General features: G+C 43.3%; 23 protein-coding genes. 7 read left to right on the forward strand and 16 right to left on the reverse strand.

Going from position 1 to position 25,614, the window contains the following annotated elements; translation table 11 throughout:
- Window positions 1-8: 8 nt before the first annotated feature.
- The 13 genes from L6421_RS01040 to L6421_RS01100 all read right to left on the reverse strand — a co-directional run bounded on the left by L6421_RS01040 (window position 9) and on the right by L6421_RS01100 (window position 13,205).
- Window positions 9-668: a hypothetical protein gene (locus tag L6421_RS01040; RefSeq protein ID WP_237262122.1), complete on the reverse strand. Its 660-nt coding sequence runs from the start codon at window positions 666-668 to the stop codon at window positions 9-11.
- On the reverse strand, window positions 668-1,267 hold the full coding sequence (locus tag L6421_RS01045; protein WP_237262123.1) for a hypothetical protein: 600 nt from the start codon (window positions 1,265-1,267) through the stop codon (window positions 668-670). The genes L6421_RS01040 and L6421_RS01045 overlap by 1 nt, the downstream gene beginning before the upstream one ends.
- Before the next feature lie 72 nt (window positions 1,268-1,339).
- Window positions 1,340-1,678 carry an Hpt domain-containing protein gene (locus L6421_RS01050; RefSeq protein WP_237262124.1) on the reverse strand — a complete coding sequence of 113 codons (339 nt, stop codon included), beginning with the start codon at window positions 1,676-1,678 and terminating at the stop codon, window positions 1,340-1,342.
- Between the two features lie 31 nt (window positions 1,679-1,709).
- Window positions 1,710-3,788, reverse strand: a complete 2,079-nt coding sequence (locus L6421_RS01055; RefSeq protein ID WP_237262125.1) for a two-component system response regulator — start codon at window positions 3,786-3,788, stop codon at window positions 1,710-1,712.
- 132 nt (window positions 3,789-3,920) lie between these two features.
- Window positions 3,921-4,394, reverse strand: coding sequence for a D-aminoacyl-tRNA deacylase (gene dtd, locus L6421_RS01060; protein WP_311195286.1), 474 nt, complete (start codon window positions 4,392-4,394; stop codon window positions 3,921-3,923).
- Window positions 4,360-5,316, reverse strand: a complete 957-nt coding sequence (gene pip / locus L6421_RS01065) for a prolyl aminopeptidase (RefSeq protein WP_237262127.1) — start codon at window positions 5,314-5,316, stop codon at window positions 4,360-4,362. The genes dtd and pip overlap by 35 nt, the downstream gene beginning before the upstream one ends.
- A 111-nt stretch (window positions 5,317-5,427) precedes the next feature.
- A complete protein-coding gene (locus tag L6421_RS01070) occupies window positions 5,428-7,743 on the reverse strand; it encodes an ATP-binding protein (RefSeq protein WP_237262128.1) in 2,316 nt (771 codons plus the stop codon).
- A 2-nt stretch (window positions 7,744-7,745) separates the two neighbouring features.
- Window positions 7,746-8,585, reverse strand: coding sequence for a molybdate ABC transporter substrate-binding protein (gene modA, locus L6421_RS01075; protein ID WP_237262129.1), 840 nt, complete (start codon window positions 8,583-8,585; stop codon window positions 7,746-7,748).
- Window positions 8,586-8,774: 189 nt separating this feature from the next.
- Window positions 8,775-10,595 carry a translational GTPase TypA gene (gene typA / locus L6421_RS01080; protein WP_237262130.1) on the reverse strand — a complete coding sequence of 607 codons (1,821 nt, stop codon included), beginning with the start codon at window positions 10,593-10,595 and terminating at the stop codon, window positions 8,775-8,777.
- Window positions 10,596-10,867: 272 nt separating this feature from the next.
- On the reverse strand, window positions 10,868-11,386 hold the full coding sequence (locus L6421_RS01085; RefSeq protein WP_237262131.1) for a DUF6691 family protein: 519 nt from the start codon (window positions 11,384-11,386) through the stop codon (window positions 10,868-10,870).
- Between the two features lie 17 nt (window positions 11,387-11,403).
- On the reverse strand, window positions 11,404-11,892 hold the full coding sequence (locus L6421_RS01090) for a YeeE/YedE family protein (protein WP_237262132.1): 489 nt from the start codon (window positions 11,890-11,892) through the stop codon (window positions 11,404-11,406).
- 215 nt (window positions 11,893-12,107) lie between these two features.
- Entirely contained in the window at window positions 12,108-12,992 is an 885-nt protein-coding gene (locus L6421_RS01095; RefSeq protein WP_237262133.1) for a DUF808 domain-containing protein, read from the reverse strand.
- 18 nt (window positions 12,993-13,010) lie between these two features.
- Complete coding sequence (locus L6421_RS01100; RefSeq protein WP_237262134.1) at window positions 13,011-13,205, reverse strand: CPXCG motif-containing cysteine-rich protein; 195 nt, start codon at window positions 13,203-13,205, stop codon at window positions 13,011-13,013.
- Window positions 13,206-13,354: 149 nt separating this feature from the next.
- Here L6421_RS01100 and L6421_RS01105 point away from each other — a divergent pair, with 149 nt between their 5' ends.
- A complete protein-coding gene (locus L6421_RS01105) occupies window positions 13,355-13,573 on the forward strand; it encodes a YjfB family protein (RefSeq protein ID WP_237262135.1) in 219 nt (72 codons plus the stop codon).
- A gap of 520 nt (window positions 13,574-14,093) precedes the next feature.
- Here L6421_RS01105 and metH read toward each other — a convergent pair.
- Entirely contained in the window at window positions 14,094-17,804 is a 3,711-nt protein-coding gene (gene metH, locus L6421_RS01110; RefSeq protein WP_237262136.1) for a methionine synthase, read from the reverse strand.
- A gap of 259 nt (window positions 17,805-18,063) precedes the next feature.
- On the opposite strand from metH, the gene trmA reads away from it, so the two are divergent.
- Genes trmA through L6421_RS01125 form a run of 3 tightly spaced genes read left to right on the forward strand, consistent with a single transcriptional unit; the run spans window position 18,064 to window position 20,665 of the window.
- Window positions 18,064-19,161, forward strand: a complete 1,098-nt coding sequence (trmA, locus tag L6421_RS01115) for a tRNA (uridine(54)-C5)-methyltransferase TrmA (RefSeq protein ID WP_237262137.1) — start codon at window positions 18,064-18,066, stop codon at window positions 19,159-19,161.
- Window positions 19,162-19,926, forward strand: a complete 765-nt coding sequence (locus L6421_RS01120) for a sulfite exporter TauE/SafE family protein (RefSeq protein WP_237262138.1) — start codon at window positions 19,162-19,164, stop codon at window positions 19,924-19,926.
- Between the two features lie 49 nt (window positions 19,927-19,975).
- Window positions 19,976-20,665, forward strand: a complete 690-nt coding sequence (locus L6421_RS01125; protein WP_237262139.1) for an MOSC domain-containing protein — start codon at window positions 19,976-19,978, stop codon at window positions 20,663-20,665.
- Window positions 20,666-20,785: 120 nt separating this feature from the next.
- On the opposite strand, the gene L6421_RS01130 is transcribed toward L6421_RS01125, so the two are convergent.
- Window positions 20,786-21,811 carry a DUF3616 domain-containing protein gene (locus L6421_RS01130; protein WP_237262140.1) on the reverse strand — a complete coding sequence of 342 codons (1,026 nt, stop codon included), beginning with the start codon at window positions 21,809-21,811 and terminating at the stop codon, window positions 20,786-20,788.
- Between the two features lie 148 nt (window positions 21,812-21,959).
- Here L6421_RS01130 and L6421_RS01135 point away from each other — a divergent pair, with 148 nt between their 5' ends.
- The 3 genes from L6421_RS01135 (at window position 21,960) to L6421_RS01145 (ending at window position 24,792) form a co-directional block, all read left to right on the forward strand.
- On the forward strand, window positions 21,960-22,826 hold the full coding sequence (locus L6421_RS01135) for a tRNA 2-thiocytidine biosynthesis TtcA family protein (protein WP_237262141.1): 867 nt from the start codon (window positions 21,960-21,962) through the stop codon (window positions 22,824-22,826).
- A complete protein-coding gene (locus L6421_RS01140) occupies window positions 22,826-23,758 on the forward strand; it encodes a lysophospholipid acyltransferase family protein (RefSeq protein WP_237262142.1) in 933 nt (310 codons plus the stop codon). Before L6421_RS01135 ends, L6421_RS01140 begins: the two co-directional genes overlap by 1 nt.
- Before the next feature lie 107 nt (window positions 23,759-23,865).
- Window positions 23,866-24,792 carry a DMT family transporter gene (locus L6421_RS01145; protein WP_237262143.1) on the forward strand — a complete coding sequence of 309 codons (927 nt, stop codon included), beginning with the start codon at window positions 23,866-23,868 and terminating at the stop codon, window positions 24,790-24,792.
- Window positions 24,793-24,806: 14 nt separating this feature from the next.
- Here L6421_RS01145 and L6421_RS01150 read toward each other — a convergent pair whose 3' ends face one another.
- Window positions 24,807-25,559, reverse strand: a complete 753-nt coding sequence (locus tag L6421_RS01150; protein ID WP_237262144.1) for a CHAD domain-containing protein — start codon at window positions 25,557-25,559, stop codon at window positions 24,807-24,809.
- Window positions 25,560-25,614 lie beyond the last annotated feature (55 nt).

The following is a 25,614-nucleotide window of genomic DNA, read 5'->3' on the forward strand; positions in this document are numbered from 1 at the left end:
TAGGGTGGCTACTGTTTTGAGGTGTATTGCAACGCTTCCGGACCTTCCGCATCAATAATAAGCTCCAAACCTAACTTATCAAAAAACCAATGCGCTAATCCATCCGATTGGATTTCCTTGCGATCAGGTTGTCCAAAACGTTTATCGATTGCACGTTCAGTTAAATTGTTTCTAGGGATAAGAGCCATGCTCGAAATCGGCGAATTGAAGAACTTGGCTATTTCAGAGGTGTAAAGCTCAACCTCACGCTCACCAGAGGTGGTTAGAGAGGTTTTTTTCCCATTGCTATAGGCATTCTCTAGTTCTTCATTCGTCGCTTCTAATTTTAGGGTTAAGCCGGCTTTAATTGAGCCGATATAGATAACCGGAAAATAAGCCTCCAGCGATTTATTCGATTCATCCTTATCGGAGAATAGTTTAACCTCAACATCCTTGCCATAAAGTGCCATAGCATCGCTTAATGTGGATTTATGTAGGGTCAAGCCTAAAGCATGCAGTTTTCCTTGCCCATCAAAGCTCGAGTTCCATGGTAAATGAGCCGTGTCTACCGGTTCACGATCTGGCTGAATTAACAGCATTAATGAAAAACCAATCGTACTGATAAAAAATAGAATCCAAAAAACAGGCAGTTTCTTTGGAGTGTGTTTTGTCTGACTCGGTTTGGACATTACTGGTTATCATCCATTTTTTTGGTATTACCATGTTGTGCTTCGTCACTGCCTTCGCCCAGCTCTTCATTAGCCGTTTCACCACGTGGTAGGAATTTTTCGATTGCAGGATTCGAGATACCGTTTCCGGCATCATATACCGCAATACCTGTCTGCATGAAGGTGATCAAGACTGCGACAAAGATAACCACTGCGGCAAAACGTAATGTAATCACTTCACCTAAATTGGTCTGATTGCCTTCGGTTGAAAAGTCATTCATACTGAATCCGCCAGGGAAAATCATATCAATCAGTAGATACAGTCCGACCATTCCTAAAGCGATGGCATAACTGATCAGCAATATTCTGCCTCGTCTCCAAGCCATAATCCAATGTGACGCAACAAACCAAGTATCATTTTGAGATACCCTTTTGCTGGTCATGTATAGGTATCCAATCACTAAGCTAGAAATCAAAGGAATAAGAATTAATTCCAGGGAATCGCCAATCTCTAGAATGATCATCGACATGAAAAGGTGGGTGATAATGATGTTTATATTGAAAATATGGTGAGGTGTTTTAGCACGTCTTTTTTCATCGTCGGTTACGCGATAATGCATGTTGGCTGGTTCCTTGTTTGTCTACCCGTAGGCAATCAATAAAATAAGCAATCTATTTTAAGGCAGGAGTTTTTAAAATGTATTGATATAGTCTTTAAGTTCTTGTTCAACTGCAATACTTGCCGTTTTAATTTTGCTGAATAGTGAATCGAAATCGGCGGCATCATCGTTTTTAGCCTTTTGTTCCAACTCAGCACAGAGCATCGATAAATTATTTGCACCGATATTCGCAGAACTTCCTTTTAATGAGTGCGCTTGAGATTGCACTGTAGCCGATGTCTTGCTGGCAACGGCATCCTCAAGTTTAAAAAGGGTGTCAGGGGTGGATTCAAGATAGACGTTTAAAACTTCCTTGAGGTCATCGCCAATGATTTCTTTGAGCATGTCCAAGTTGCTGATATCAAGCTGCATGTTGGTCATATTCCTTTTAGTAAATGTAAAATTAGAGTGTGTTATATTTTTGTAGCCAAACAGTAAACTCATCTTTTGGCATAGGTTTACCGAATTTGTAGCCTTGCAAAATATTGCAATTATGAGACTGCAAAAAGGCTTGTTGCTCTTTTGTTTCAATGCCTTCGGCAACCACGGAAAGCTTCAAACTATCCGCCATGGCTAAAATGGTTTTGGCAATCGCCTGGCCTTCTTTGGTATCCAAGTTAATCACAAACGAACGGTCGATTTTTATGGTGTCGATAGGAAAGCTGTGTAAGTAAGCGAGTGATGAATATCCTGTACCAAAATCATCGATTGAAAGCGAAGCGCCAATCGCTTTGAGGCCATTCAAGATATTGATATTGGTCTCGGCATTACTCATCGCCAAGCTTTCCGTGATTTCCAGGTCAATGAAGTGAGCGGGTAAGGTCGTGTTGGTCACGACGTGTTGCACCAGTTCCATCAGGTTTGACTGGGTAAATTGGCGGCTGGATAAATTGATACCTATATGAAGTTCAGAATAACCCAAGGAGTGCCAAGTTTCAGTGTCTTTTACGGCGGTTTCCAGTACGAATTTACCAATTTCAATAATCATTCCAGTGCTTTCGGCGATAGGAATAAAGATACCAGGAGGGATAATGCCGCGTGATGGATGTCGCCACCGAACAAGAGCTTCAGAGCCTGTCGGTACCAGGGTGTTCGCATCTACCTGCGGCTGGTAGAACACTTCGATTTCATTGTTTTGCAACGCACGGCGCAAGTCATTTTCCAGGGCAAGAATATCTTGCGCGTTGTCATTCAACTCGGGTTTATAAAAGATAAATTGATTTCCGCCACGGGATTTTGCCGTAGTACGAGCGATATTGGCATTTTTGAGCAGTATTTCCGAGTTATCAGCATCATCAGGAAAGATTGAAATCCCAATGCTGTAGCTGATAAACAGCTCTTTTTGATCAATAATGAATGGTGCGTTCAAATCCTGGGAAAAACGGTTCAGTAAAAGGTTCAATTCATGTTGAGATTGTAGGTTTGTAATCAATACAGCAAACTCATCACTGCCTAAACGAGCAACAAAATCACCCTCTCGGGTAATTCGACTTAATCTTTGCGCCAAAGAGGTTAATAGCTGGTCGCCTTGCTCTTGTCCCAGGTTCTCATTAATCTGTTTAAAGCGGTCAATATCAAAAATGATGACGGCACTTAAACGTTGAGAAGATTGATTGGTCAAGTATTCATTTACCGTAGCGGTGAAGCTAGCCCGGTTAGGTAGTTCCGTGAGGCTATCGTGTTGAGATTGATATTGAATCAGAGATTCAGCCTTATGTAAGCGGCTTATATCCTGGGCAGAGCCAGTAATTTTAATGATTTGGTTGTCTCTGTCAAAGGTGACTTCACCCAAACACTCGATGTGTGTGAGATTACCATCATGTTGCAATATTCGGAAGCTGATTTGAATATGAGACTGACCTTGACCCGCTTCTGCGATAGCTTGTTGAATAATCGGTTTATCTTTGGGCAGAATGTTAGATAAAAACTGTTCAAGGCTAATCCCCGTTTGTTTTGGGATTCCAAATAAGGCAAAAGCCGATTCGGAGCCAGACACTTCGTCGGTGGTGGCATCCCATTCCCAATATCCGAGTTTGGCGAGTTTTTGGGCAAAAATTAACTGGGACTGGCTACGGCGGAGTTTTTCCTCAATTTCGGAAGAGCGTAGCGCGTATTTCACACGCTGTGCCAGCAATTCCCAGTTAAGGGGTTTGGTTATAAAATCGGTTGCGCCAGAATCGAAGGCGAGTTCTATCGATTCGGTGTCTTCTAAGGAGGTGAGCATCAAAATAGGAACAGAGTGTTCTAATTCATAATTTCGTATCGCTTTAATGGCCTCATAGCCATTCATTTCCGGCATCATGGCATCAAGCAGGATGAGATTGGGCTTGTTTTCAATATAACTGGAAAACCCCTCTCTACCGTTTTTTGCATCAATAACCTGATAGCCATAATGTCGAAGTACTTTAGATACCGTTAAGCGTGTAACGGGATCGTCTTCAATAACCAGAATAAGTGGTGGGTTAGCGGTTGTCGATAGCATGAAGAATTATGTTTTCCAAAGTTATGATGCGTATAGATTAGTTTAGCGATTTATACAGTGAATTAAAATAAATAATCCAATGAATGGGTGTTTAATCCCATAAAGCTTAACTGAGATTAACTCTTGCTCAATTCAAACTTCCAACCAAAATGTCACTGGGCCATCATTGGTCAATGAAACTTGCATGTCAGCCCCAAATTTACCCGTTTGGATGGAGGGGTGTTGTTGACGGCAATGTTCGACGAATTGATCGAAAAGCAGGGTGGCTACCGCCGGTGATGCCGATGATGAAAAGCTGGGACGTAGCCCGCTTTTGGTATTGGCGGCTAAAGTGAATTGCGGCACCAATAATAGTTCCCCCTTTACCTGCTTCACGTTTAAGTTCATTTTGTCGTTTTCATCAGAAAAGAGTCGGTAGTTTAATAACTTATGAGTCATTTTTGTTATAGAGTCAATGTTGTCGTTCGGTTGAAATGCTGTCAAAACGACCAGGCCTGCTGATATTTCACCAACCGTTTTTTGTTCTACCTCAACTTTACCTTTCGTGACTCTTTGGATTAAACAGATCATCTTAACCAAGTAACTCCGCATACCATTCAGTTGCACTGACTAAGGCTTTAGCCGTTTCAGGTTCCATCGCAGAGTGGCCTGAATGATTACAGATAACCAGTTTTGAGTTCGGTAACGCTTTATGCAGTTCAAACGCTTGGTTAACCGGGCAAACCATATCATAGCGTCCATGAACAATGGTCATGGGAAGGTGGCTAATGGAGCTGGCATTGTTGATTATTTGATTGGGTTCGATAAAGGCTTGATGTTGGAAATAATGACATTCGATTCTGGCCATAGCCAAAGCGTGGAACGGTTCCCCGAAATGGTTGACGGTGCTTTGATCGGTTTCAATATTTGAGGTACGACCTTCCCAGACAGACCAGGCCTCAGCGGCTCGCATACGGGCAACTTCGTTGTCGCTTGTCAATTGCTCATAATATGCCGCAATCATATCGTTACGTTTGTCAGGTTCTATCGGGGCAATAAAGTCCTCCCAGTATTCGGGGAAAAATGTATCCGCTCCCTTTTGGTAGAACCAGGCTAGGTCTTGGTCTCGGCATAAAAATATACCGCGCAAAATCAGACCTAAAATCCGTTCAGGATAGGTTTGCGCATACAGTAGCGATAAGGTAGAGCCCCAAGAACCTCCAAACAGTAACCATTTATCAATCTGTAGATGACGACGGATCTTTTCAATGTCCTCAATCAGGTGAGCCGTTGTGTTATTGGTCAAACAGGCATGAGGTCTCGATTTACCACAGCCCCTTTGGTCAAACAAGACAATACGGTATACGGCAGGATCAAAGAACTGTCTATGAATCGGAGCATAACCACCACCCGGGCCACCATGTACAAACAGTACCGGAATTCCAAATGGGTTGCCGCACTCTTCAATATGTAATGTATGGGTGCTATCAACTTGAAGACTGTGTTGGACAAAAGGTTCAATTGGGCTGTAAAGGTATTGAGCAAACATAGAATCTATAATCTTCCAGATTGAATATTGATTGTTATCAGTTTACTAGAAAAAATGCTTTTTTAAAGCGCTAAGCATCATAAGGCTTCAATTGAAAGGCTTCTTGGCGCTTTAAGGGATCTCTTTTTTAGGTAAGAAATGTCTGAAAATGGCAATGAGTTTAGGCAGGTTAACAGGTTTGGTTAGGTATTCGTCCATGCCTGCAGAAACAAAACGTTCGCGATCTCCAGTCATCGCATTGGCGGTAAGTGCAACAATCGGTGTTAACCGGTTTTCTGAGTTTTGTTTTTCCCATAATCTAATCTGTTTGGTCGCTTCAATGCCATTTAAATTCGGCATGTTTTCATCCATTAGGATTAAGTCATAGTGTCGGTTTTTGACCGCTTCAATCGCTTGAAGCCCATCTTCGGCCAAGTCGAACGTTAAGCCTTGTTTTTTGAGGATAGCACTCATCAGTAATTGGTTGGTCTTATTGTCTTCTACCAATAAGATATGGCCATGATAATCTATGGCTTTATTGTCAAGTGCCACAGGTTTTTCATTGATGGTGACGGTTTCGGCAGGAATGCTGAAGTAGAATCGACTGCCTTTGCCAAGAGTCGACTCCACCTTGAGTTCACCACCAAGCATACTGACTAATTTAGAGCTAATAGCTAATCCTAGGCCGGTTCCACCAAATTTGCGAGTAGTAGAGGTTTCTGCTTGAGAAAAAGCTTCGAAAATTCGCTCAACAGCATCTGGCGATATCCCAATCCCTTGGTCTTCCACTGAACAGTGAAGCAAGCCGTTGCTATAATCGATTTTTAAAGAAACCGACCTGTTGGCCTCGGTGAATTTGATTGCATTTGAGATTAAGTTTGAAAGCACTTGTTTGATTCTTAAAATATCGCTTTTTAGACCATTAGGCAAAGTTGGTGAAAGTATGATTGAAAATGAAATGTGTTTTTCACTGCAGCGGGCACGGAACAGATCCGCGGTGCTTGCAAACTCTTTACTTGGATTGAAAGCCACAGGGTCAATATCAAGTTTGCCACTCTCAATTTTACTGAAGTCTAGAATATCATTGATAATGCCTAATAAAGAATGACTTGAATTATCAATCGTATTTAAATATTTGGTGCTTTCAGGGTCATGATGCTTATCTTTCAGTAGTCCAATAAAACCAAGAATGGCGTTGAGTGGTGTGCGGATTTCATGTGACATATTCGCCAGGAATACCCCTTTGGCTTGAGTCGCCTCTAATGCTCGGTTTTTCTGTTCCTGTAGGTCGGCGTTGATTCGTTCATTCTCAGAAATGTCAAACATGGAAATAATATAGCGATGGTATTTGTCGGATTTAACGGCATTAATCTGAAAGGTGGTGATGCTGCCTTTATAGTCGATTTTGCATTTATGCGTTAAATTTGGGAACTCAATTAAGTAATCTATCCAGTTTCGGTCGTCGAATTGGTAGACCAGTCCAGGCTCCTTAACGAATAAGTCACATATACAGTTATAGTCCTCAGCAAAAGATTCTAGGGAGTCGTAGTCGGAGAATAGTTTGAAGAACCCGCCACTGGCATCAATGATTTTCACCCCGTCATTGACGATAATGATATTGGATTGCGAATCTAAAATATCTTGGGTGTAATCTTGATTGGTCTGAATTTGGTGGGTTGTGGTACGTATATTACGGCTTAATTTATAAAATCCTAAAAGGCCTAGTAGCAAAACGCTGATTGTCAAAGTCAGCTGAAGGTTTCGATATTGGTTTTTTTTCTCATTAACGATCTTCAAAGTCTGTTGAAAGTCGAGCTTGTTTTGGTAAAAGATATGGTTCGCATCTTCTTTAATGCGATGGAATATGGGTTTGAAAAACTTAACTTGTAGTTTTAAGTCTGAAATCGCCTCGGCAAGCTCGGGAGATTGAGAATTTCTGAGGCTGTCGATATGTATCAATTGCTGGGTAAGTAGAGTGATTTTTTGATTGATGATATTAAATTTCGGCAAAATATCTGAATACGAGAAAGAAAATTTATTTAACAGTTTTGGCTGGTAAAAAAGGATTTCAAATTGCTCTTCGGTATTAGGTAAATTCAAATCAATCCGATGTTTATAGGTTCCACCTTGGTTAAGTATGCTAAGAACGTGTTCGATTTCCGCTTCTGATTCAAGGATTTCATTGGTGATAATTCTTCTCAAGTGAACGTTTGGAAAAGCCGCCATTTGGAAAAAGTTAGATTCGATTTTGTGAATTTCCAGAACAATTTCTTGGCCAAGAATATTTTCGACTTCTGAGTTTCTTACTTGGCGATCCAGGTCAGATATGAAGTTTGAGATGCTCAAGTTTAGAACAGCTTGCGAGCCAATCCCGATAATGAAAATAATCAAAAGCCAAAATAGGTTTTTGGGGGTTTGGTTGATGAGTTTGTTCGGTTTAGGTAGCATTGTTATTGAACCCTCTCGGCAATGGGTGTTATGTTTTTCAATGCGATTTGTAACTCTTCATCGGTTAAAAAGCCATACTCTGCAAACACCTCCAAACCATGTTTGCTACTGGCAAAGTTCATGAATTGGATGGTTAAATTAGGTTTTTTTGAGTAGGAGAGTAGGCTCATTTCTAATTTTTGAGGCTTTGCAATGGATTCGGGTAATAGAATGGCATCCATAAAGTCAGCGGTTTCAGGCCATTTTGTGGTGGCATACCAGTTCAATGCAACATCGGCATCTTGTTCTTTGATGGCACGAAAAATTCGATGTGAATCCGTCGTGAAGTAGGTGGCGTTATCGTAAACCGCTTTCGTTAATCCGGCTTTATCTAGGATTGCTTTGGCATTTTTTCCTACCGCTCCAGATTCGGGTGAGGAGAGTACCACTGAATACTGTGGATTAGTGAGTTGCTTAAGATCATTGGTTAGGTGTTTTGGGTTGCCTTTAGCGACAACCAAGGCGATTCGGTTATAACCGACAAATACTTTTTCTTGGAGAAGGGTTTCACCTTGCTTAAGGCTTTTAATTCGATAAGAATCTGTACCAGGGAAGAATATGTCCCCTTTCTTTTCCGCTTTAATCGTTTTATAGAGGAAGCCCGAACCACCTTGCTTGATGTCTATTTTTACCGAGTGTTGCTGTTCAAATTCTTTGGCCAATACACTTAATGGGCGGATCATGGTGATGCCGCTATAGATTGTTAAGTCGATGGTATTGTTATTGGTGGGGTTTTCAGGGGTGTCACATCCGCTTAATAAAGAAGAAGTCAGTAACGCTAACAGTAAAAAATATTTACGCATCTGGTACGAAACCCTTAATGATTCGATAATAAACGGTTCTTCAACTTGTCTTTCAATATATCTTTTATATCCAAGAAAATGTCAGAAGATGAATTTTTATTCTATCACCTAAATTGTTAAGGTTTTTGGAATTTTAGGCATAAAAAAACCGGCTTAAAAGCCGGTTTTTTATTAAATTAATCTTAAAGATTAACCTTTAGAACGACCTGCACGTTTACGTTCGTTTTCAGTTAATAACTTTTTACGAATACGTACGCTTTCAGGCGTTACTTCAACTAATTCATCATCATCGATAAATTCTAGAGCTTGCTCAAGAGAGAAACGAACTGGTGGTGTCAATGTTAAGGCTTCATCTGTACCAGAAGCACGCATGTTGGTTAACTGCTTACCTTTGATAGGGTTTACCGTTAAGTCATTTGCGCGGCTATGAAGACCGATAACCATCCCTTCATAAATCTCTTCACCATGACCAACGTATAAACGACCACGGTCTTGTAGGTTGAATAATGAGAATGCTAAAGCTTTACCGGTTTCCATCGAAATCAATACACCACGAGTTCTTTCACCAACCGTTCCTGCAAATTTAGGACCGTAATGAGAGAAACTTGAGAAGATTAAACCTTCACCCTGAGTTGCCGTCATGAATTCAGTACGGTAACCGATCAATCCACGTGAAGGGATGATGAAGTCGATACGTACACGACCGTGTCCGTCTGGAACCATGTCTTGCATTTCTGCTTTGCGTAAACCTAAACCTTCCATGATAGTTCCTTGCGCTTCTTCAGGAACATCAACCGTTAGGGTTTCGTAAGGTTCTTGCATCTCGCCATCCACTTCACGGAAGATAACTTCTGGACGAGAAATCCCCATTTCAAAACCTTCACGACGCATGGTTTCGATTAATACTGATAAGTGAAGTTCACCACGACCAGATACACGGAACTTGTTCGCATCTTCAGTGTCTTCAACACGTAGCGCCACGTTAGTTAACAATTCTTTGTCCAAACGCTCACGAATCTGACGAGAGGTCAGTAATTTACCTTCGCGACCAACAAACGGCGAGTTGTTAACCTGGAAAGTCATGCTTACAGTCGGTTCATCAATCGTTAATGCCGGTAACGCTTCAGGGTGGTTAGGATCACAAATCGTTTCTGAAATGTTTAGAGGGTCGAAGCCAGCGAATGCAACGATGTCACCCGCATGTGCTTCATCAATGTTAATACGCTCAAGACCGTGGAAACCAAATAGTTCACCCATCTTACCGTTACGAATATTACCTTTTGCATCGACAACACGAACCTGCATACCTACCTGTACCGAACCACGTTTAATACGTCCAGTACCGATAACACCTTTATAAGTATCATAGTCTAGAGAGATACACTGTAGCTGGAAAGGTCCGCCTAGATCAACGTCTGGTGGAGAAACTTTATCGATAATCGTTTGGAAAACAGGCTGCATGTCGCCTTCACGAACGTCTTCATCGAAACCAGCAAAACCATTTAAACCAGAAGCGTAAAGCACATCAAAATCCATCTGCTCGTCTGTTGCACCTAGACGGTCAAACAGGTCAAAAGTCTGGTCTAAAACCCAGTCAGGACGTGCGCCAGGACGGTCGATCTTGTTGATAACAACAATCGGCTTTAGGCCTTGGGCTAGTGCTTTTTCAGTTACAAAACGTGTTTGAGGCATAGGGCCTTCAACCGAGTCAACCAATAGTAAAACAGAGTCAACCATCGATAAGATACGTTCTACTTCACCACCAAAGTCGGCGTGGCCTGGAGTGTCTACAATGTTGATACGGTAATCATTCCACTTAACAGCGGTGTTTTTAGATAGGATGGTGATCCCACGCTCTTTTTCAAGATCGTTAGAATCCATCATACGCTCACCCATATCTTTACGTTCATCCAACGTACCAGATTGCTTTAATAGTTGGTCTACCAAGGTTGTTTTACCGTGGTCAACGTGGGCAATAATTGCGATATTGCGAATATGTTGAGTTGTCATCAAATGGCTCTCTATTTTACGAGTGGTTTCTTAGACTTAGATAATCCAGATAAGATTTTAAGAGGATTGTGTAGGTTTTAAGAATTAAAAAAGAGGGTATTATAATGAAATTAAACGGAATTTATAGGAAATTGATGAATTTTATTTATAGAACTTGTTAATAAGATTAATCACTTAGCGGATTTTGAACTTACCGACTGGTTTGGAATTGCGTTGTATCGATAAAATAATCAGTAAGTTCAGATACTGTGTCTTGAGTTAGGGAGGAGGTTTTATTTTTTAAAAGTATCGGCATAACTTCCATTATGGGCGATAAAGCTTTGTAAAACCCCATAAGCCATGGTGCCCAATAACAGTCCAATCAAAGTGAATAATGCGCTGATTTTACCTTCACCGAGCATGGCCGGTACCGTGCCGGGGCAAGAAGCGGTCATTGCCCAGCCAATACCAAATAAAAACGCGCCGGCTACTAGACCCTGCTGATAAGGTTTTTTAACGAAGTCCACTTCCATGCCAGTCGTTACCGCTTGAATATGGTATTTTTTCATCAGATAGACACCGATCATCGCAACCACAACCGCCGTGCCGATGACTTTCATTAATTGCAGGTCGATAAACAAAAACATCTTGGCGTGGTAGTCGAAGGTGGTGGCGCCAGCATGGCTCATCAGGAACCCAAAAGTTGCTCCCATGATTAACGCCAAGATATTTGCTCTATAAGCATATACAAAGGAGATGATGGTTAGCTTTAAGCTCTCAATAGGCGGTTTTTTATGCGATTCATTTTCCATAACGATAACCGTGATTCTCAAAAATTAAATAAAAGTTGAGTCATTAAAAATGCACTCATAAAAAACACCACACCCGCTAAAAGGCTAGGAGGGTTCATCATCGCGCCACCCACCAAGGCGTGGCCTGTTGTGCAAGCACCTGCTAAACGAGCCCCAAAGCCCAGTAGCATGCCTCCAAAAATCAGCCAAATTGCCTTGGCTGCATTTGATTGAGGCAACACTTGGTCATACATGCCCATGTCAAAACTCCAATGCCAAGGTTCTGCTGAACCTAAAGCACTGAGTAAACCACCGATTGGAATTCCGATCAAAAACCAGAGTTTTGGGTTGTTTTTATCGCGGTACTCACCTTCATGGTAGTAGCTCATGTTTTTACATATATAGCCACATACATTTCCGTAACCGGTTGAACAACCAGCTGGTTTACCAATTAGCCAAAAATGCAAAATTACAAATAAACCAATCGCTAAGCCTCCGAGCCATCCACTCCAGACCGTAATTTCCATAACCGCAAACCCTAATAACTTCAAAATATAGGGTATTGTTAATGGTTTTATTAAGCGAGTCAATACAGGGTTTTTAGTAGATGGATAAGGAGGGCTTATTTAGGAAAACGGTGATATAAGTTCGCCCTAATGTGAAGTTGGTTAACTTGTTGATTATAAGTCGCTATTTTGGCTAAGAGGAATATGGTTCAGCATTGGTGACGAGCTGTGTCGGTCTAGGTGTTGTGATCTGGTTTTTTCTTTAGGTTTTTTATCAAAACGATTACTGTTCCAACAATTAACCCTGCAACAAACTCGCTAACCAAACTTGGCCACGTTTCCATAAGATGATGCACGTATTCGATGTTGTGGACAAACATTCCTCCACCAACCAATAACATTGCGATAGTACCGATAATCATCAGTAAACGGATGAGTCTGGGTAATGATGTCACTAATGCTTGGCCGACTATGGTCATTATTTTGGAGGTGAAGCCTGAAGTTTCCAGTGATTTTTCCTGGAGGCGAAATCCCAAATCGTCCATGCGAACCATTAGAGCAACCAAACCATACACTGCAACCGTGGCGATTAACGCAATCAGGCTAACGATTAGAATTTGAGTTGTTAGAGGTTGTTCTATTACTGTTTCAAGTGCGATGAGGATGATTTCAATGGAAAGTATAAAATCAGTACGAATCGCCGCTTTGATTTTAACGGATTCATTTTCTAGGAAATCTGTGCTGACTGATTCTTCTGTATGTCTAGTCTGATGTGTGGTGGTTTTTAGATGCATTAGCCATTCATAGATTTTTTCGGCACCTTCATAGCTCAAATATGCGCCACCAATCAATAAAATCGGCACCAGTAGCCAAGTAGCGAAGTAGCTTAATAAAAAAGCCAGTGGCAAGATGATAATCTTATTGAGGATAGAGCCTTTAGTGATTTCCCAAAGTACCGGCAGTTCACGCGATGCGTGAAACCCGGTGGCTTTTTCAGCGTTGACCGCCAAGTCGTCACCTAAGAGGCCTGCTGTCTTTTTAGCCGCAATTTTGCCCATCGCTGCTGTATCATCCATCAACATCGCGATGTCATCTAAAATCGCAAAAATTCCACTTGCCATAAAATTTTCCTAATTTACCTAGTAGATATCATCCTCTTCGCTCAACGCTTGGATATTAGCCACTCCGCAGTGATCTATATCAATGATTAAGTGAATGGGCCGACAACAGACAAAACAGTCTTCAATGTATTCTTGGTGGGGTTCTGATGGGTCAATCACCAATTCAGTGGTTTCCCAACAATAAGGGCATTGTATGTTTTGTGTGTCGAGCATCGGTATCACCTGGTTTTTAAATCTTCAATGATTTTTATTTTAACGATAACTTTATCGAGTTACTGAGAAATAAAGACATGCTTAAACTAAAGTTTCAGTTTTAAGTGCCGATAACTTAAAAGTAGGATTTTATTTGTAAGGTGATTGATATGGATATTTCAGGTGTTTCAGCGAGTGGCATGGTCAGTGCAGTATTGGCACAAAAGGAAGTCTACACTCAAGAACAAACCAGTGTGGGTATGCTTAAAAAAGCCTTAGACACCCAAACACAAAATGCGTTGGCTTTAATTGAATCGATTCCGCAAATAACACCAAGCACACAAGGGCTACCAGCCAATTTAGGGAACAATATCAATACCACTGCTTAGTTTTTGATGGCTGTTCAGCCTTTTTTTTACCCTATGCTCACAATTTATTGACGGCCATAGGATTTGCTAGGCCTGGTAAATTGGATAGTTATCTATTTCGTTGAGAAGCCTTTTTTGAAATTTATAAATTTCTAATTTTATCTATCAGGCTTCCCCTTCCTTTCTTTGCTTGCCCAAAGAAAGGAAGCAAAGAAAAGGCACCCTGCTGATACAATCTATTTCACTAAGCTTGCTGGCTAAGATTTCAAAACTCGCTACGCTCAAACGAAGAACTTGGCTGTAGCGAAGCGGAGAGACAAGAAACAATGAAATCTTTTAACGCCCACTACGCTAAGTGAAATGACGATTGCTTACAGAAGGGGGCTTTTTCTACGTTATCTCAACTTTTACTGACAGGTTTCATCCTGGGCTGAAATATTTAACCAGGCCTGGTAATTTGTTGAATTGCTTGTCCATAAAAGCAAAAAAGCCTAAGAAACGATTTCTTAGGCTTTTTAGTTTTAAGAAGTTGAAAATTGTTTTAGTTGGCAAAATCTTCTGGGTCATACCCTAAGTTGGGGGCCAACCAGGTTTCGGCTTTTTCGACTGTCCAGCCTTTGCGGTGGGCGTAGTCTTCTACTTGGTCGCGACCTAAAGAGCCAACCCCAAAATAACGTGATTCCGGATGGGCGAAATAGGTGCCTGAAACGGCTGCTGTTGGATACATCGCAAAACTGCTGGTGATTTCCAGGCCGATTTTTTCATCGGGTTTAAGTAGCTCCCATAGAATGCCTTTCTCGGTGTGGTCTGGGCAAGCTGGGTAACCAGCGGCAGGGCGAATCCCTTGATAACGTTCACGAATTAAATCTTCGTTTTCCAACGCTTCGTCTGGTGCATAGCCCCAATCTTCTTTACGTACAATCTCATGCAAGGTCTCAGCAAAGGCTTCGGCAAAACGGTCTGCCAGGGCTTTGAGCATAATGGAACGATAATCATCGTGTTGCGCTTCAAAACGCTCGGTATGTTCATCAATCCCAATACCGGCCGTTACCGCAAAGAAACCGATGTAGTCGGCCACACCAGAGTCTTTTGAAGCGATAAAGTCAGACAGGCAGTTATTGGCGCCACCGCGTTTTTTCTCCGCCTGTTGACGTAGATGATGGAAGCGGTGAATCACTTCTGAGCGGCTTTCATCGGCGTAGACTTCGATATCATCGCCCACACGGTTGGCTGGGTAGAAACCGTAAACTGCTTTTGCGGTCAACCATTTCTCTTCGATGATTTGTTTAAGCATAATTTGCGCGTCAGCAAAGACTTTTTTGGCTTCTTCACCGACCACTTTGTCGTCCAAAATACGCGGATAAAGACCATGTAATTCCCAAGACTGGAAGAATGGAGACCAGTCAAAACGCTCAACCAGTTTTTCCAACGGGAAATCCTCTAATACCTTAGTGCCTAAAAACTTAGGTTTAACCGGCGTGTAATCCGACCAGGCCTGGTCAGTTAAAGAAGGGTTTTCTCGCGCTTTATTGATTGGGATTCGACGTACCTCTTTAGCACGCGCTTTACGCTCTTCACGCACCTGTTCATATTCGGCGCGAATCTTGGCGGCAAAATCGCCTTTTAAATCGGCAGAAATCAAACTTTGCGCCACACCTACGGCACGCGAAGCGTCTTTAACATAGACTACCGGATGATCATATTGCGGTTCGATCTTCACCGCGGTGTGTGCTTTAGAGGTGGTTGCGCCGCCAATCAGTAGCGGTAAATCCATATTGCGTTCTTTCATAAGCTTGGCCACATTCACCATCTCTTCTAAAGAAGGGGTGATAAGCCCAGAAAGACCGATGACATTCGCACCTTCGGCAATGGCAGTGTCCAAGATTTTCTCGGCCGGCACCATCACACCTAGGTCGATGACTTCAAAGTTATTACACTGTAATACCACGCCCACGATGTTTTTACCGATATCGTGAACATCCCCTTTTACCGTAGCCATGACGATTTTACCCTGCACGCGGGTGGAGTCTTTTTCCGCAAGCAGGAACGGGTCAAGGTAGGCGACCGCACGTTTCATTACACGAGCCGATTTCACCACTTGCGGCAGGAACATTTTACCTGAACCAAACAGGTCACCGACCACGTTCATACCGTCCATTAACGGTCCTTCGATGACATTGATCGGTGCACCCAGTTTAACGCGGGCTTCTTCGGTGTCTTCTTCAATAAAGTCGGTAATGCCTTTTACCAGCGAGTGTTCCAGACGCTTCTCAACCGTAGCGTCACGCCACGCCAAATCCGCTTCTTTAGAGGCTGCGGTGCCATCACCCAAAAATTCGGCGGCAATCTCCAGTAAACGTTCACCGGCCTCTGGGTCTTTGTTGAGAATGACATCTTCAACCGCTAAACGTAAACGCTCGGGAAGGTCGTCGTAAATCGCCATTTGCCCGGCGTTGACAATCCCCATGTCCATGCCTTCTTTAATGGCGTAGTACAAGAATACCGAGTGAATCGCTTCACGCACCGGGTTATTACCACGGAATGAGAAGGAGACATTGGACACCCCGCCGGAAATCTTGGCGTATGGTAGGTTCTGTTTAATCCAGGTAACGGCATTGATAAAATCCAAACCGTAGTTGTTGTGTTCTTCAATCCCGGTGGCGACCGCAAAGATGTTCGGGTCAAAAATGATGTCTTGCGGTAAAAAGCCCACTTTTTGGGTTAAGACTTCATAAGAGCGTTTACAGATTTCGATTTTACGTTCAAGCGTATCGGCCTGACCGTCTTCATCAAATGCCATTACGATGGCCGCCGCACCGTATTTTTTGACCAGGGTGGCATGCTTAATAAAGGCTTCTTCACCCTCTTTAAGCGAGATGGAGTTGACCACCCCTTTACCCTGAATGCACTTCAAGCCCGCTTCGATGACTTCAAATTTTGAGGAGTCAATCATAATCGGTACACGGGAGGCTTCCGGTTCAGAGGCCAATAGGTTCAAGAAACGCACCATGCACGCTTTGGCGTCCAGCATACCTTCGTCCATATTGACGTCGATGATTTGCGCACCATCCTCAACCTGCTTAACCGCGATATTGATGGCGTCGTCGTAGTTTTCTTCAATGATTAAACGCTTGAACAGAGCCGATCCGGTGACGTTGTTACGTTCACCGACGTTTACAAACAAGCTGTCTTCGTCGATGTTTAACGGCTCTAAACCGGATAAACGACAAGCGGGTTTGATTTCTGGAAGCGCACGTGCCGGTTTGGCTTGTGCGGCTAAAGCCATCGCTTGAACGTGGTCGGGAGTCGTTCCACAGCAGCCACCGATGATATTGATCCAACCACGGTCAGCCCAGACAGCAATCTCTTCGGCCATTTGCTCTGGGGTCTCGTCGTATTCACCGAATTCATTCGGCAGGCCGGCATTCGGGTGGATCGAGACATAGGTTTCGCAGACACGGCTTAATTCTTGCACATAAGGACGAAGTTCTTCAGGCCCTAAAGCGCAGTTTAAACCGACTGAAAGTGGTTCGGCATGCGCCACCGCATTATAAAACGCTTCGGTGGTTTGCCCCGATAAAGTACGCCCTGAGGCATCGGTGATGGTACCCGAAAGTTGAATCGGTACTTCATAACCGACTTCATCTTCAACCTCTTTGACCGCAAAAATAGCGGCTTTGGCGTTTAGGGTGTCAAAGATGGTTTCAATCAGAATGGTGTCCACGCCACCTTCTAACAAAGCATGGGTGGCTTGTTTGTATGCGATGACCAGTTCATCAAACGAGGTGTTGCGGTAACCAGGGTCATTCACATCTGGAGAAATCGAAGCAGTGCGGTTGGTTGGCCCAAGCACCCCGGTGACAAAACGCGGTTTGCCGTCTTCGGCTTCGGCAATGTCACAGGCTTCACGCGCCACTTTGGCGGCGGCGATATTAATCTCGGTGACATACTCTTGCATGTCGTAATCGGCTTGGGCAATGGTGGTGGCGTTGAATGAGTTGGTCTCAAGAATATCCGCACCCTTACGCAAGAACTCAAGATGAATCTCACGAATCACTTCCGGTTTGGTGATGACTAGGATGTCATTATTGCCTTTGATGTCCATGTGATAATCGGCAAAACGCTCGCCACGAAAATCTTCTTCGGTCAGATTCAGGTTCTGAATCATGGTGCCCATGGCTCCATCAAGAACCACCACACGTTCTTTAAGAAGGTTGCGAAGAGTTTGAATGCGTTCTGTACGTTTTGTCATGAGTTTGCCGTTTATTGATTGCCGTATTGCGTTACAAGAATTTCCAAGAACCGCACATTTTACCCGATTTAAAGCCCAACCACTAATTTTGAGAAGCGATTTTTATGAAATAAATACACGCTATATCCTATATGGCACCGCTCTAAAGTCATGGTATAAATAGGGTTTTTATTTAAGCATTAGAAGAGTCATACCTAGTTGTAGGTGAATCAAGTATAATTGCAGCTCTTTTAATCACCCAAAACATAAAGCTTAAATTATGCTCTGCCAAGTTTATCCTGAACAATATGAATCGCAGTTGGCCGATAAGGTAACTCGATTAAACCAACTGCTCCCGCCATCCGCCCAAGACAAACCGCAAACCGTGTTTGCTTCTAGTCCAGAACATTACCGTGCGCGTGCCGAGTTTCGTATTTGGCATGAAGGCGATGAGTCGGATTACATCATGTTCAATCAGGAAACCAAAGAGAAGGTAGCGATTAAAGAGTGCCCGATGGCGATAGAGTCGATTGCCGATTTGATGCCGAAATTAATGGCTGAAATCATCCGGCAACCGGTGTTGCGTGAACGTCTGTTTCAGGTGGACTTTTTAGCGACGTTGAGCGGGCAAATGCTGGTGACCTTGATTTACCGTAAGTCAATCCAAGATGACCAGGCCTGGTTAGATGCGGCACAGGCTTTGAAAACTTGCTTGCCAATTACCCATATTATCGGCCGTGCGCGTAAACAGAAGATTCTATTGGACGAAGATTTTGTGGTGGAAGAGCTGCAGGTGGATGGTAAAAAATTCATTTACCAGCAAATAGAAAATAGCTTTACCCAACCAAATGCCAAGATGGCGCAAAACATGTTGCATTGGGCACGTAAGATGTCACAAGATGCAGAAGGTGATTTGATTGAATTGTATTGTGGAAACGGTAACTTCTCCATCGCCCTAAGTGAACATTACAACCGTGTGTTGGCAACGGAAATCTCCAAAACCTCGGTGGCATCGGCGCAATTCAATATCGCCGCCAACCAGGTAGATAACCTTACGGTCATTAAAATGGCCGCAGAAGAGATTAGCGCAGCCCTTCAAGGCCAACAATTCAATCGTTTAAAAGACATCGATTTGAATAGCTATGATTTTCAAACCATTTTTGTCGATCCACCGCGCTCTGGTCTGGATGATTTAACCCGCCAGATGGTGACTGAGTTCGAGCGCATTATCTATATCTCCTGTAACCCGGAAACTTTGGCGATTGATTTAGCCTCCATCCAGAAAACCCATGAGATTGTCGAAACCGCTTTGTTCGACCAGTTTCCGTACACCCACCATATTGAATCGGGTGTGTTTTTAAAGAGAAAGGAGCCGTAGATGATTTTAGCTTGGATAGGTGCTCTGTTTATCGGTTTAACGTTAGGGTTGTTAGGTTCTGGCGGGTCGATTTTAACCGTTCCGGTTTTAACCTATATTGTGGGTCAAGAGACCAAAGTGGCGATTGCCGGTTCTCTCATGATTGTCGGGATTATCAGCATATTTTCAGCTATCCCTTACGCTAGACAAGGTCTGGTCAAGTGGCGCACCGTGGTGATTTTTGGTGTGCCAGGCATGGCCGGTGCGGTATTTGGGGCTTGGCTGGCACATTATGTCAGTGACGCTTTGCAGATGTTGATCTTTTCCGTGCTCTTGCTTGCCGCCTCTTACCTGATGTTTAAACCCGTCAAGCTGGATGCTGAAACGGAGCTTGAAGAGCGAGCGATGTTTAAAATCGCGATAGACGGCTTTTTAGTTGGCGGTGTCACCGGCTTAGTGGGTGTTGGCGGAGGTTTTTTGATTATTCCCGCTTTAGTTCTGCTTGGCGGCTTATCCATGCGTTTGGCGGTAGGTACAAGTTTGGTGATTATTGCGGTCAAATCCTTTGCGGGCTTCTTAGAGTATTTAAAAGTGCTGGAGGCATTGCAACTGAGTGTAGATTGGCAAATCATCGGTATGTTCTCGGTAATCGGTATCGTCGGTGGATGGTTAGGACATAAAATCAGTAGCCAAATCAATCAAGAACAGTTAAAACGTGGTTTTGCGATATTTTTAGTATTAATGGGAGCGTTTATTCTGTATAAAAACCTTCCGAGTCTGTTCTAACTGGTTAAACCAGAATAAAAATCGCGCCTCTTTCAAATAAGGAATGGCTATGAAAATTGTTTCCGTGAATATCGGTAAAATCGTTGAAAAACCTTGGCGTGACGGCACTTCAACCGCGATTCATAAGCAAGCCGTTCAAGAGAGAATCAAGTTATCTAAATTTGGGCTTGAGGGTGATGAACAGGCGGATTTGAAAAGTCATGGCGGTGAAGACAAGGCGGTGTTGGTTCTGCCAAGCAGTGCTTATATGCGTTTTGAAATCGCCCATCCTTATGGATTTTTAGGTGAAAACCTAACCATCAATGATATTGACGAAGCGGAAATCCGTTTAGGGGATCGATTGCAAATCGGTTCTGTGCTGTTGGAGGTGACTCAGCCACGTTCGCCTTGCTGGAAATTGGATGCTTTGGTGACTGAAGACAGTCAGAAATGGCAAGCCGGTGAGTTTTTAAAAGCCTATGGTGAAAGTGGTCATGTCGGCTTTTATTGCCGAGTATTAAGTGAAGGTTGGTTAGAAACCAATCACTCAGTGAGGTGGTTGACCCGTAGTGCTGAATCGGCTGAAAAGTTTCCAGCGGTGAGTATAAAAGACCTGTTCTTGGCTAAACTTAACCCAAGTAGCGAAAAAGATTGGAAGACCTTGAAACGTGCGCTAAAACACCCCGCCTTGTCCAAAGCTTGGCAAGCCAGCATACAGCAACTGTTGGATAGCCGGGAAAGCAAAAAATCGAAACAATAAAATTTAATCCAAAACGGCCAATTTTCATTGGCCGTTTTTATTTACCTTCAGTTTGAAATTATTCACCAACGGATATTACGTTTGGTTTCTAGAAACGTTTAAGTGGCTGGTAACCAATACCTAACCATGCGTTTTGATTGGACAGCGGTAAAGGTGTGCTTGACCATTTTTTAGTCCATCCTGGACGATTAAAAAATCGATGCTATGGGCTTGTTTCTTTATGAACTGAATCCCTTCAGGTTTGCCAGAAGATGGGGGGAGGTCACAGAGGTGAATCAGGTTGTCGCTGGGTGTGTCGTTAGCGGTAATGGCGTTTTCGGCGTTCCATAAACTCACTTGGTAGGGCAGTGGTTGGTCGCCAACAGCGCCGCTTAACACCAAAAATTGCTCAGGTTTTGAGAGGGGAACTTCAGATAAACCACGCACGCCATTTCCGGCCGTAGTGATATACAGCAGTTTGGATTTTTTGATGGCGAAGCGGTTTTTGGCAAGTTTTAAACGCAGTATTGGCACAATATTGCCTCGGAACACAGGGCCTCTAAATCCCAGAAGTAACCGACCTTGGCCATCAATCGCCAAACCTTCTATATCAATGCCGTTCTCTTTGCTTGGTAAACCGATAAAGGGTTTTAATAAAGGGTGTCGTGTCAGCTCTTGTTGGATGGAGAGCGATTGTTGTTGAATGACCCTGGCGGCGGAATCCAATTCGAGTCTGACCAGTTTTTGTCTTGCCGGCTCAGCATAAATGGTTTGTAACCGTGCGATGTTGTCCTTTTGGTTAAGCGAGTTTTTAAGTTTTTTGCGTTTGGCACTGTGTGAGCCGAGCGCATATAAATATGGGGCTTGCCAGGCCAAAGCTTCGATATCCATCTCTTCAGAGTCATCACTTAATTGAATCACATTAATCGATTTCCAGCTTTTTTTATTGTCGGCTTTGAAAATTTGGATTTGATTGCCTTCATCGGTCGCTAAAGCCATAAAGTTATCGGTAATGACGACTCCGCTGATATTTAATGGATCGATTTTAAGCGGCTCAGAAAATGACCAGGCCTGGTCGTTTAGTATTTGAGCAATCGGTTTAGCCCAGGTCAAAGGGCTAACAATTAGGTTAGATAATAAAACCGTGAATAAGATGATAATGCGCATAGGTTTCCAATTCAATAAACTTACCAGGCCTGGTAATCTGGTGATAAATTTTACCCTAAGGCTTTACAAATATATCGGTTAATGCAACTTATTTTGGGGATAACTCGTTGCCAGTGTAGAATAAGCGGCAACAGAAAAGGTTAGAGCTATGACAGACGAATCACAAACAAAATTAACCAAAAAAGAGCGCACCAAAGATTGGATTAAACCGCCTAAATCCATTATGAAATTGGTGGGTCGTGCCATGGCGCAATACAAGATGTTGCGTGATGGTGACCGAGTGTTGTTAGGGCTTTCGGGGGGCAAGGATTCTATGGCGTTATTGGTGATTTTAAAGCACCTGCAACGTCATGCCCCGGTTAAGTTCGAGTTGGCGGCCTGTACCATTGACCCTGAAATTCCAGGTTTCGATCCATCGCCACTTAAGGCGTGGTGTGCCAAGATGGATGTGCCTTACTTTTACGAAACTGAAGACATGGTAGGCCTGGCTGAAGAACGTATGAAAGGCGATTCGTTTTGCAGTTTCTGTGCCCGTCAAAAACGCGGGATTTTATACACGGTTTGTCGTCGTGAAGGCTATAACGTCTTGGCTTTGGCACAGCATTTAGACGATTTGGCGGAAAGCTTTATTATGTCGGCCTTCAATGCAGGTCAGCTACGCACCATGAAAGCCCATTATTTGAACGATGATGAAGACGTGCGCATCATCCGCCCGTTGGTGCGTGTCCGTGAAAATCAAACCCGTGATTTTGCGATTGCAGCGGAATTGCCGGTAATCGAGGATAACTGCCCTGCGTGTTACGCCAAACCGCAGGCCAGAGCGGAAACCAAAGCGCTGTTATTGGAACAAGAGAAAAAGAACAAGCATCTGTACGCCAATCTGTGGCGCGCCATGCAACCATTGATTGCCGATGATAACCATGAAGGGAATGCGGCACTCGATTTCGATTCAAATCCAAACGAGAAAGTTAAGCCGCTTGATAACGCTGATGCAATCGATGAAGTGGACCTTTAATGGCTAAAAACCCGAAGAAAACCACTAAAAAAATCAATGACCAGGCCTGGTTAGGTGGTTTATTGAAAGCGCTGATTATTTTCTTTAGCTGGTTGCCGTTGCGTTTAAACCAGATATTGGGTACTGGCTTGGGTTATTTATTGTATTGGATTCCAAACAGTAACCGCCGAGTGGCAAAAATCAACTTGGCGCAAGTTTATCCACAATTAACTGAGCAACAGCGCCAGCAATTACTTAAAGCGAATTTAATCGAGACGGCGAAGGCTACCACAGAACTTGGCCTTGTATGGTGTTGGGATAGCCCTAGTTTAGTGGGTCTGGTCAAACAGATAAAAGGCCAAGAGCTGTTGGATAAAGCCGTTGCTGAAGGCAAGGGAATCATTTTTCTAGCGCCACATATCGGTTCTTGGGAGTTGATTGGAACCTATATGTCGATGTTATATCCATGCACATTTTTATATCGTCCTCCCAATGTGCCGTCCATTGAGAAGTTTATGGTGGATTCACGAGGGCGTTTTGGTGCTAAGTTAGCGCCGACCGACGCACGCGGAGTGAGATTGCTTATGAAGGCGCTTAAAAACAATGAGGTGACCGCAATCTTACCAGACCAAGACCCTGGCGAAGCAGGTGGGGTTTACGCGCCTTTTTACGGCAGACCGGCGCGAACCATGACCCTGGTCAGCAAATTACTGCAAAAAACCGAAGCTGCTCCGCTATTTGTGGTGATGCAGAGACTGCCCAAAGCCCAAGGTTATGTCTTGCACATTCTGCCAGCGGATGAAAAGCTGGCTAGCGAAAATCCAGAAGAAGCTACCCAGGCATTGAATATTGGCGTTGAAGCCTGCATTGCGGTCGCTCCGGAACAGTATTTATGGAGTTACAAACGTTACCGTAAACCGCCTACTGGAATCCAAGACATCTATAAAAAATAATTCGGCCTGAAAAGCCTTTTTAGCGATAATCCATTCCGATATATAATCGGCCTTTCAATTCGAAAAAGAGTCCTGCAAAGGTTTCCCATCCTACAAGTCACCCTTCCATGAACCCATCCCATTTAATACAAACCACTCTTTTTACCTCGCTATCCATTATCGGTTTTTCGGCTAATGCGGTCATTTGTCGCTGGGCTTTAGACCACCAGTTGATTGACCCGATGAGTTTCAGTAGTTTGCGTTTGGGATCGGCCGCTGCCGTGTTGTTTGTGGTGATGTTTTGGTTTTCACTGCGTAAAGCCCAAATCAAAGCGGGTGAGAAGGCAGAAAAACCGCAAGTTGTCGGTCGTGGTAGCTGGAAAGCGGCGTTGATTTTATTTATCTATACGGTGTTCTTTTCATATGGCTATGTCGCGATAAGTACGGCAACGGGTGCGCTGCTATTAGCTGCGGTGGTGCAGCTGACGATTTTGGGTTATGCGTTACGACAAGGTGAAAAACTGCACTCTGCCGAGTGGTTGGGTGTGGCGATTGCGTTATTGGGTTTGTGGTATTTGGTCTATCCAAAACTGACCACTCCCTCTTGGTGGGGATTGGTGATGATGACCATTTCCGCCTATACCTGGGCACTTTATACCTTAAATGGGCGGAAATCTAAGAACCCTTTGTCCGATACCGCTTATAACTTCTACCGTACGCTACCCATGGTTGCCGTGGCGAGTATTCTGAGCCTGTTATTTACCGAACAGCTGTTTTTAACTTCAAAAGGGGTGTTGCTGGCGGTGGTTTCTGGCGCGGTTACCACGGGATTAGGTTATATCTTATGGTACTCCGCGTTGCCTAAAATCTCTTCGAGTTTAGCCTCGGCCACACAATTGTTGGTGCCGCTGTTTGCGGCATTCGGTGCTATGTGGCTAATCGATGAGCCGATTACCGTGCCGTTTATGATTGCAGCCACCCTGATGCTGGGTGGGCTGGGGCTGGTTTTGCATGGTAGAAACCAACATCGAAAAGCCAGTCGTAAGATAAGTTAGCCGTATAGGACTTTTTAAAAAGGCATTTTGCGTAGCGCTTTTCGTAGGTTTGAGATGGTTTGCGATTTTTTGTCCTTCAAAAAAGTAATGCCATGTTGATAGGTTTTGGGGCTGATTAAGGCTTCGTGCTGTTTTAATAACTTTACCGCTTGGTAAAAATCATGAAACTCACCAAGTTCAGTCTGTATTAACTTGGTTAACTTTAAGAGCTGCTTTTCATCCGGGTAAAAACGTTCCAACTGATAGTGCAAACGTTTAATCACTAAACGGATTTTATGTAAGTGCTTGTCTTCTAGTTCAATAGACTTCAGTTCTTTAAGGGCTTTTTTTAGGCTTTTTTCAATTTCTTTATGGGTCATCTGATGACGGTTTGAATCGTATTGAAGTGAGCGTTTATCGCTTGAGAAGTTTTCAATCTGACTCAAATCGTTGAGCCACTCTTCTTTCAGTACAATTCTAAAATCCTGGTTCATTTCTAGACGTTTCAATATCAAGGGTTGGCGAATATTGTCTAATTCAGCATGCCATTTCTTAGGCAGTTTCGGCAGGATTTCATTAAGAAACACATCTAGATCCCGAATTTTATTACTGGATTGAATCAGTTTTTTTAAACTCAGAGTCATCGAATCTTCGGGGCTCATGACGACAATGGATTTACGCGCGGCAACACGCATGTCATGCAAACATTTAACGAGTTTGGTGTCATCATCGGATAAGCGGTTATAGCGAATGATGGCTTGATTTAATTTCTTTAAATTGTCTTTCATGATCTATCTATTAGCTCTTAAAGGTATCAGTGCTATTTTGTCATGGTGGTGACGC

The sequence above is a fragment of the Thiomicrorhabdus immobilis genome (assembly GCF_021654855.1).
In the GTDB taxonomy this organism is placed as follows: Bacteria; Pseudomonadota; Gammaproteobacteria; order Thiomicrospirales; family Thiomicrospiraceae; genus Thiomicrorhabdus; species Thiomicrorhabdus immobilis.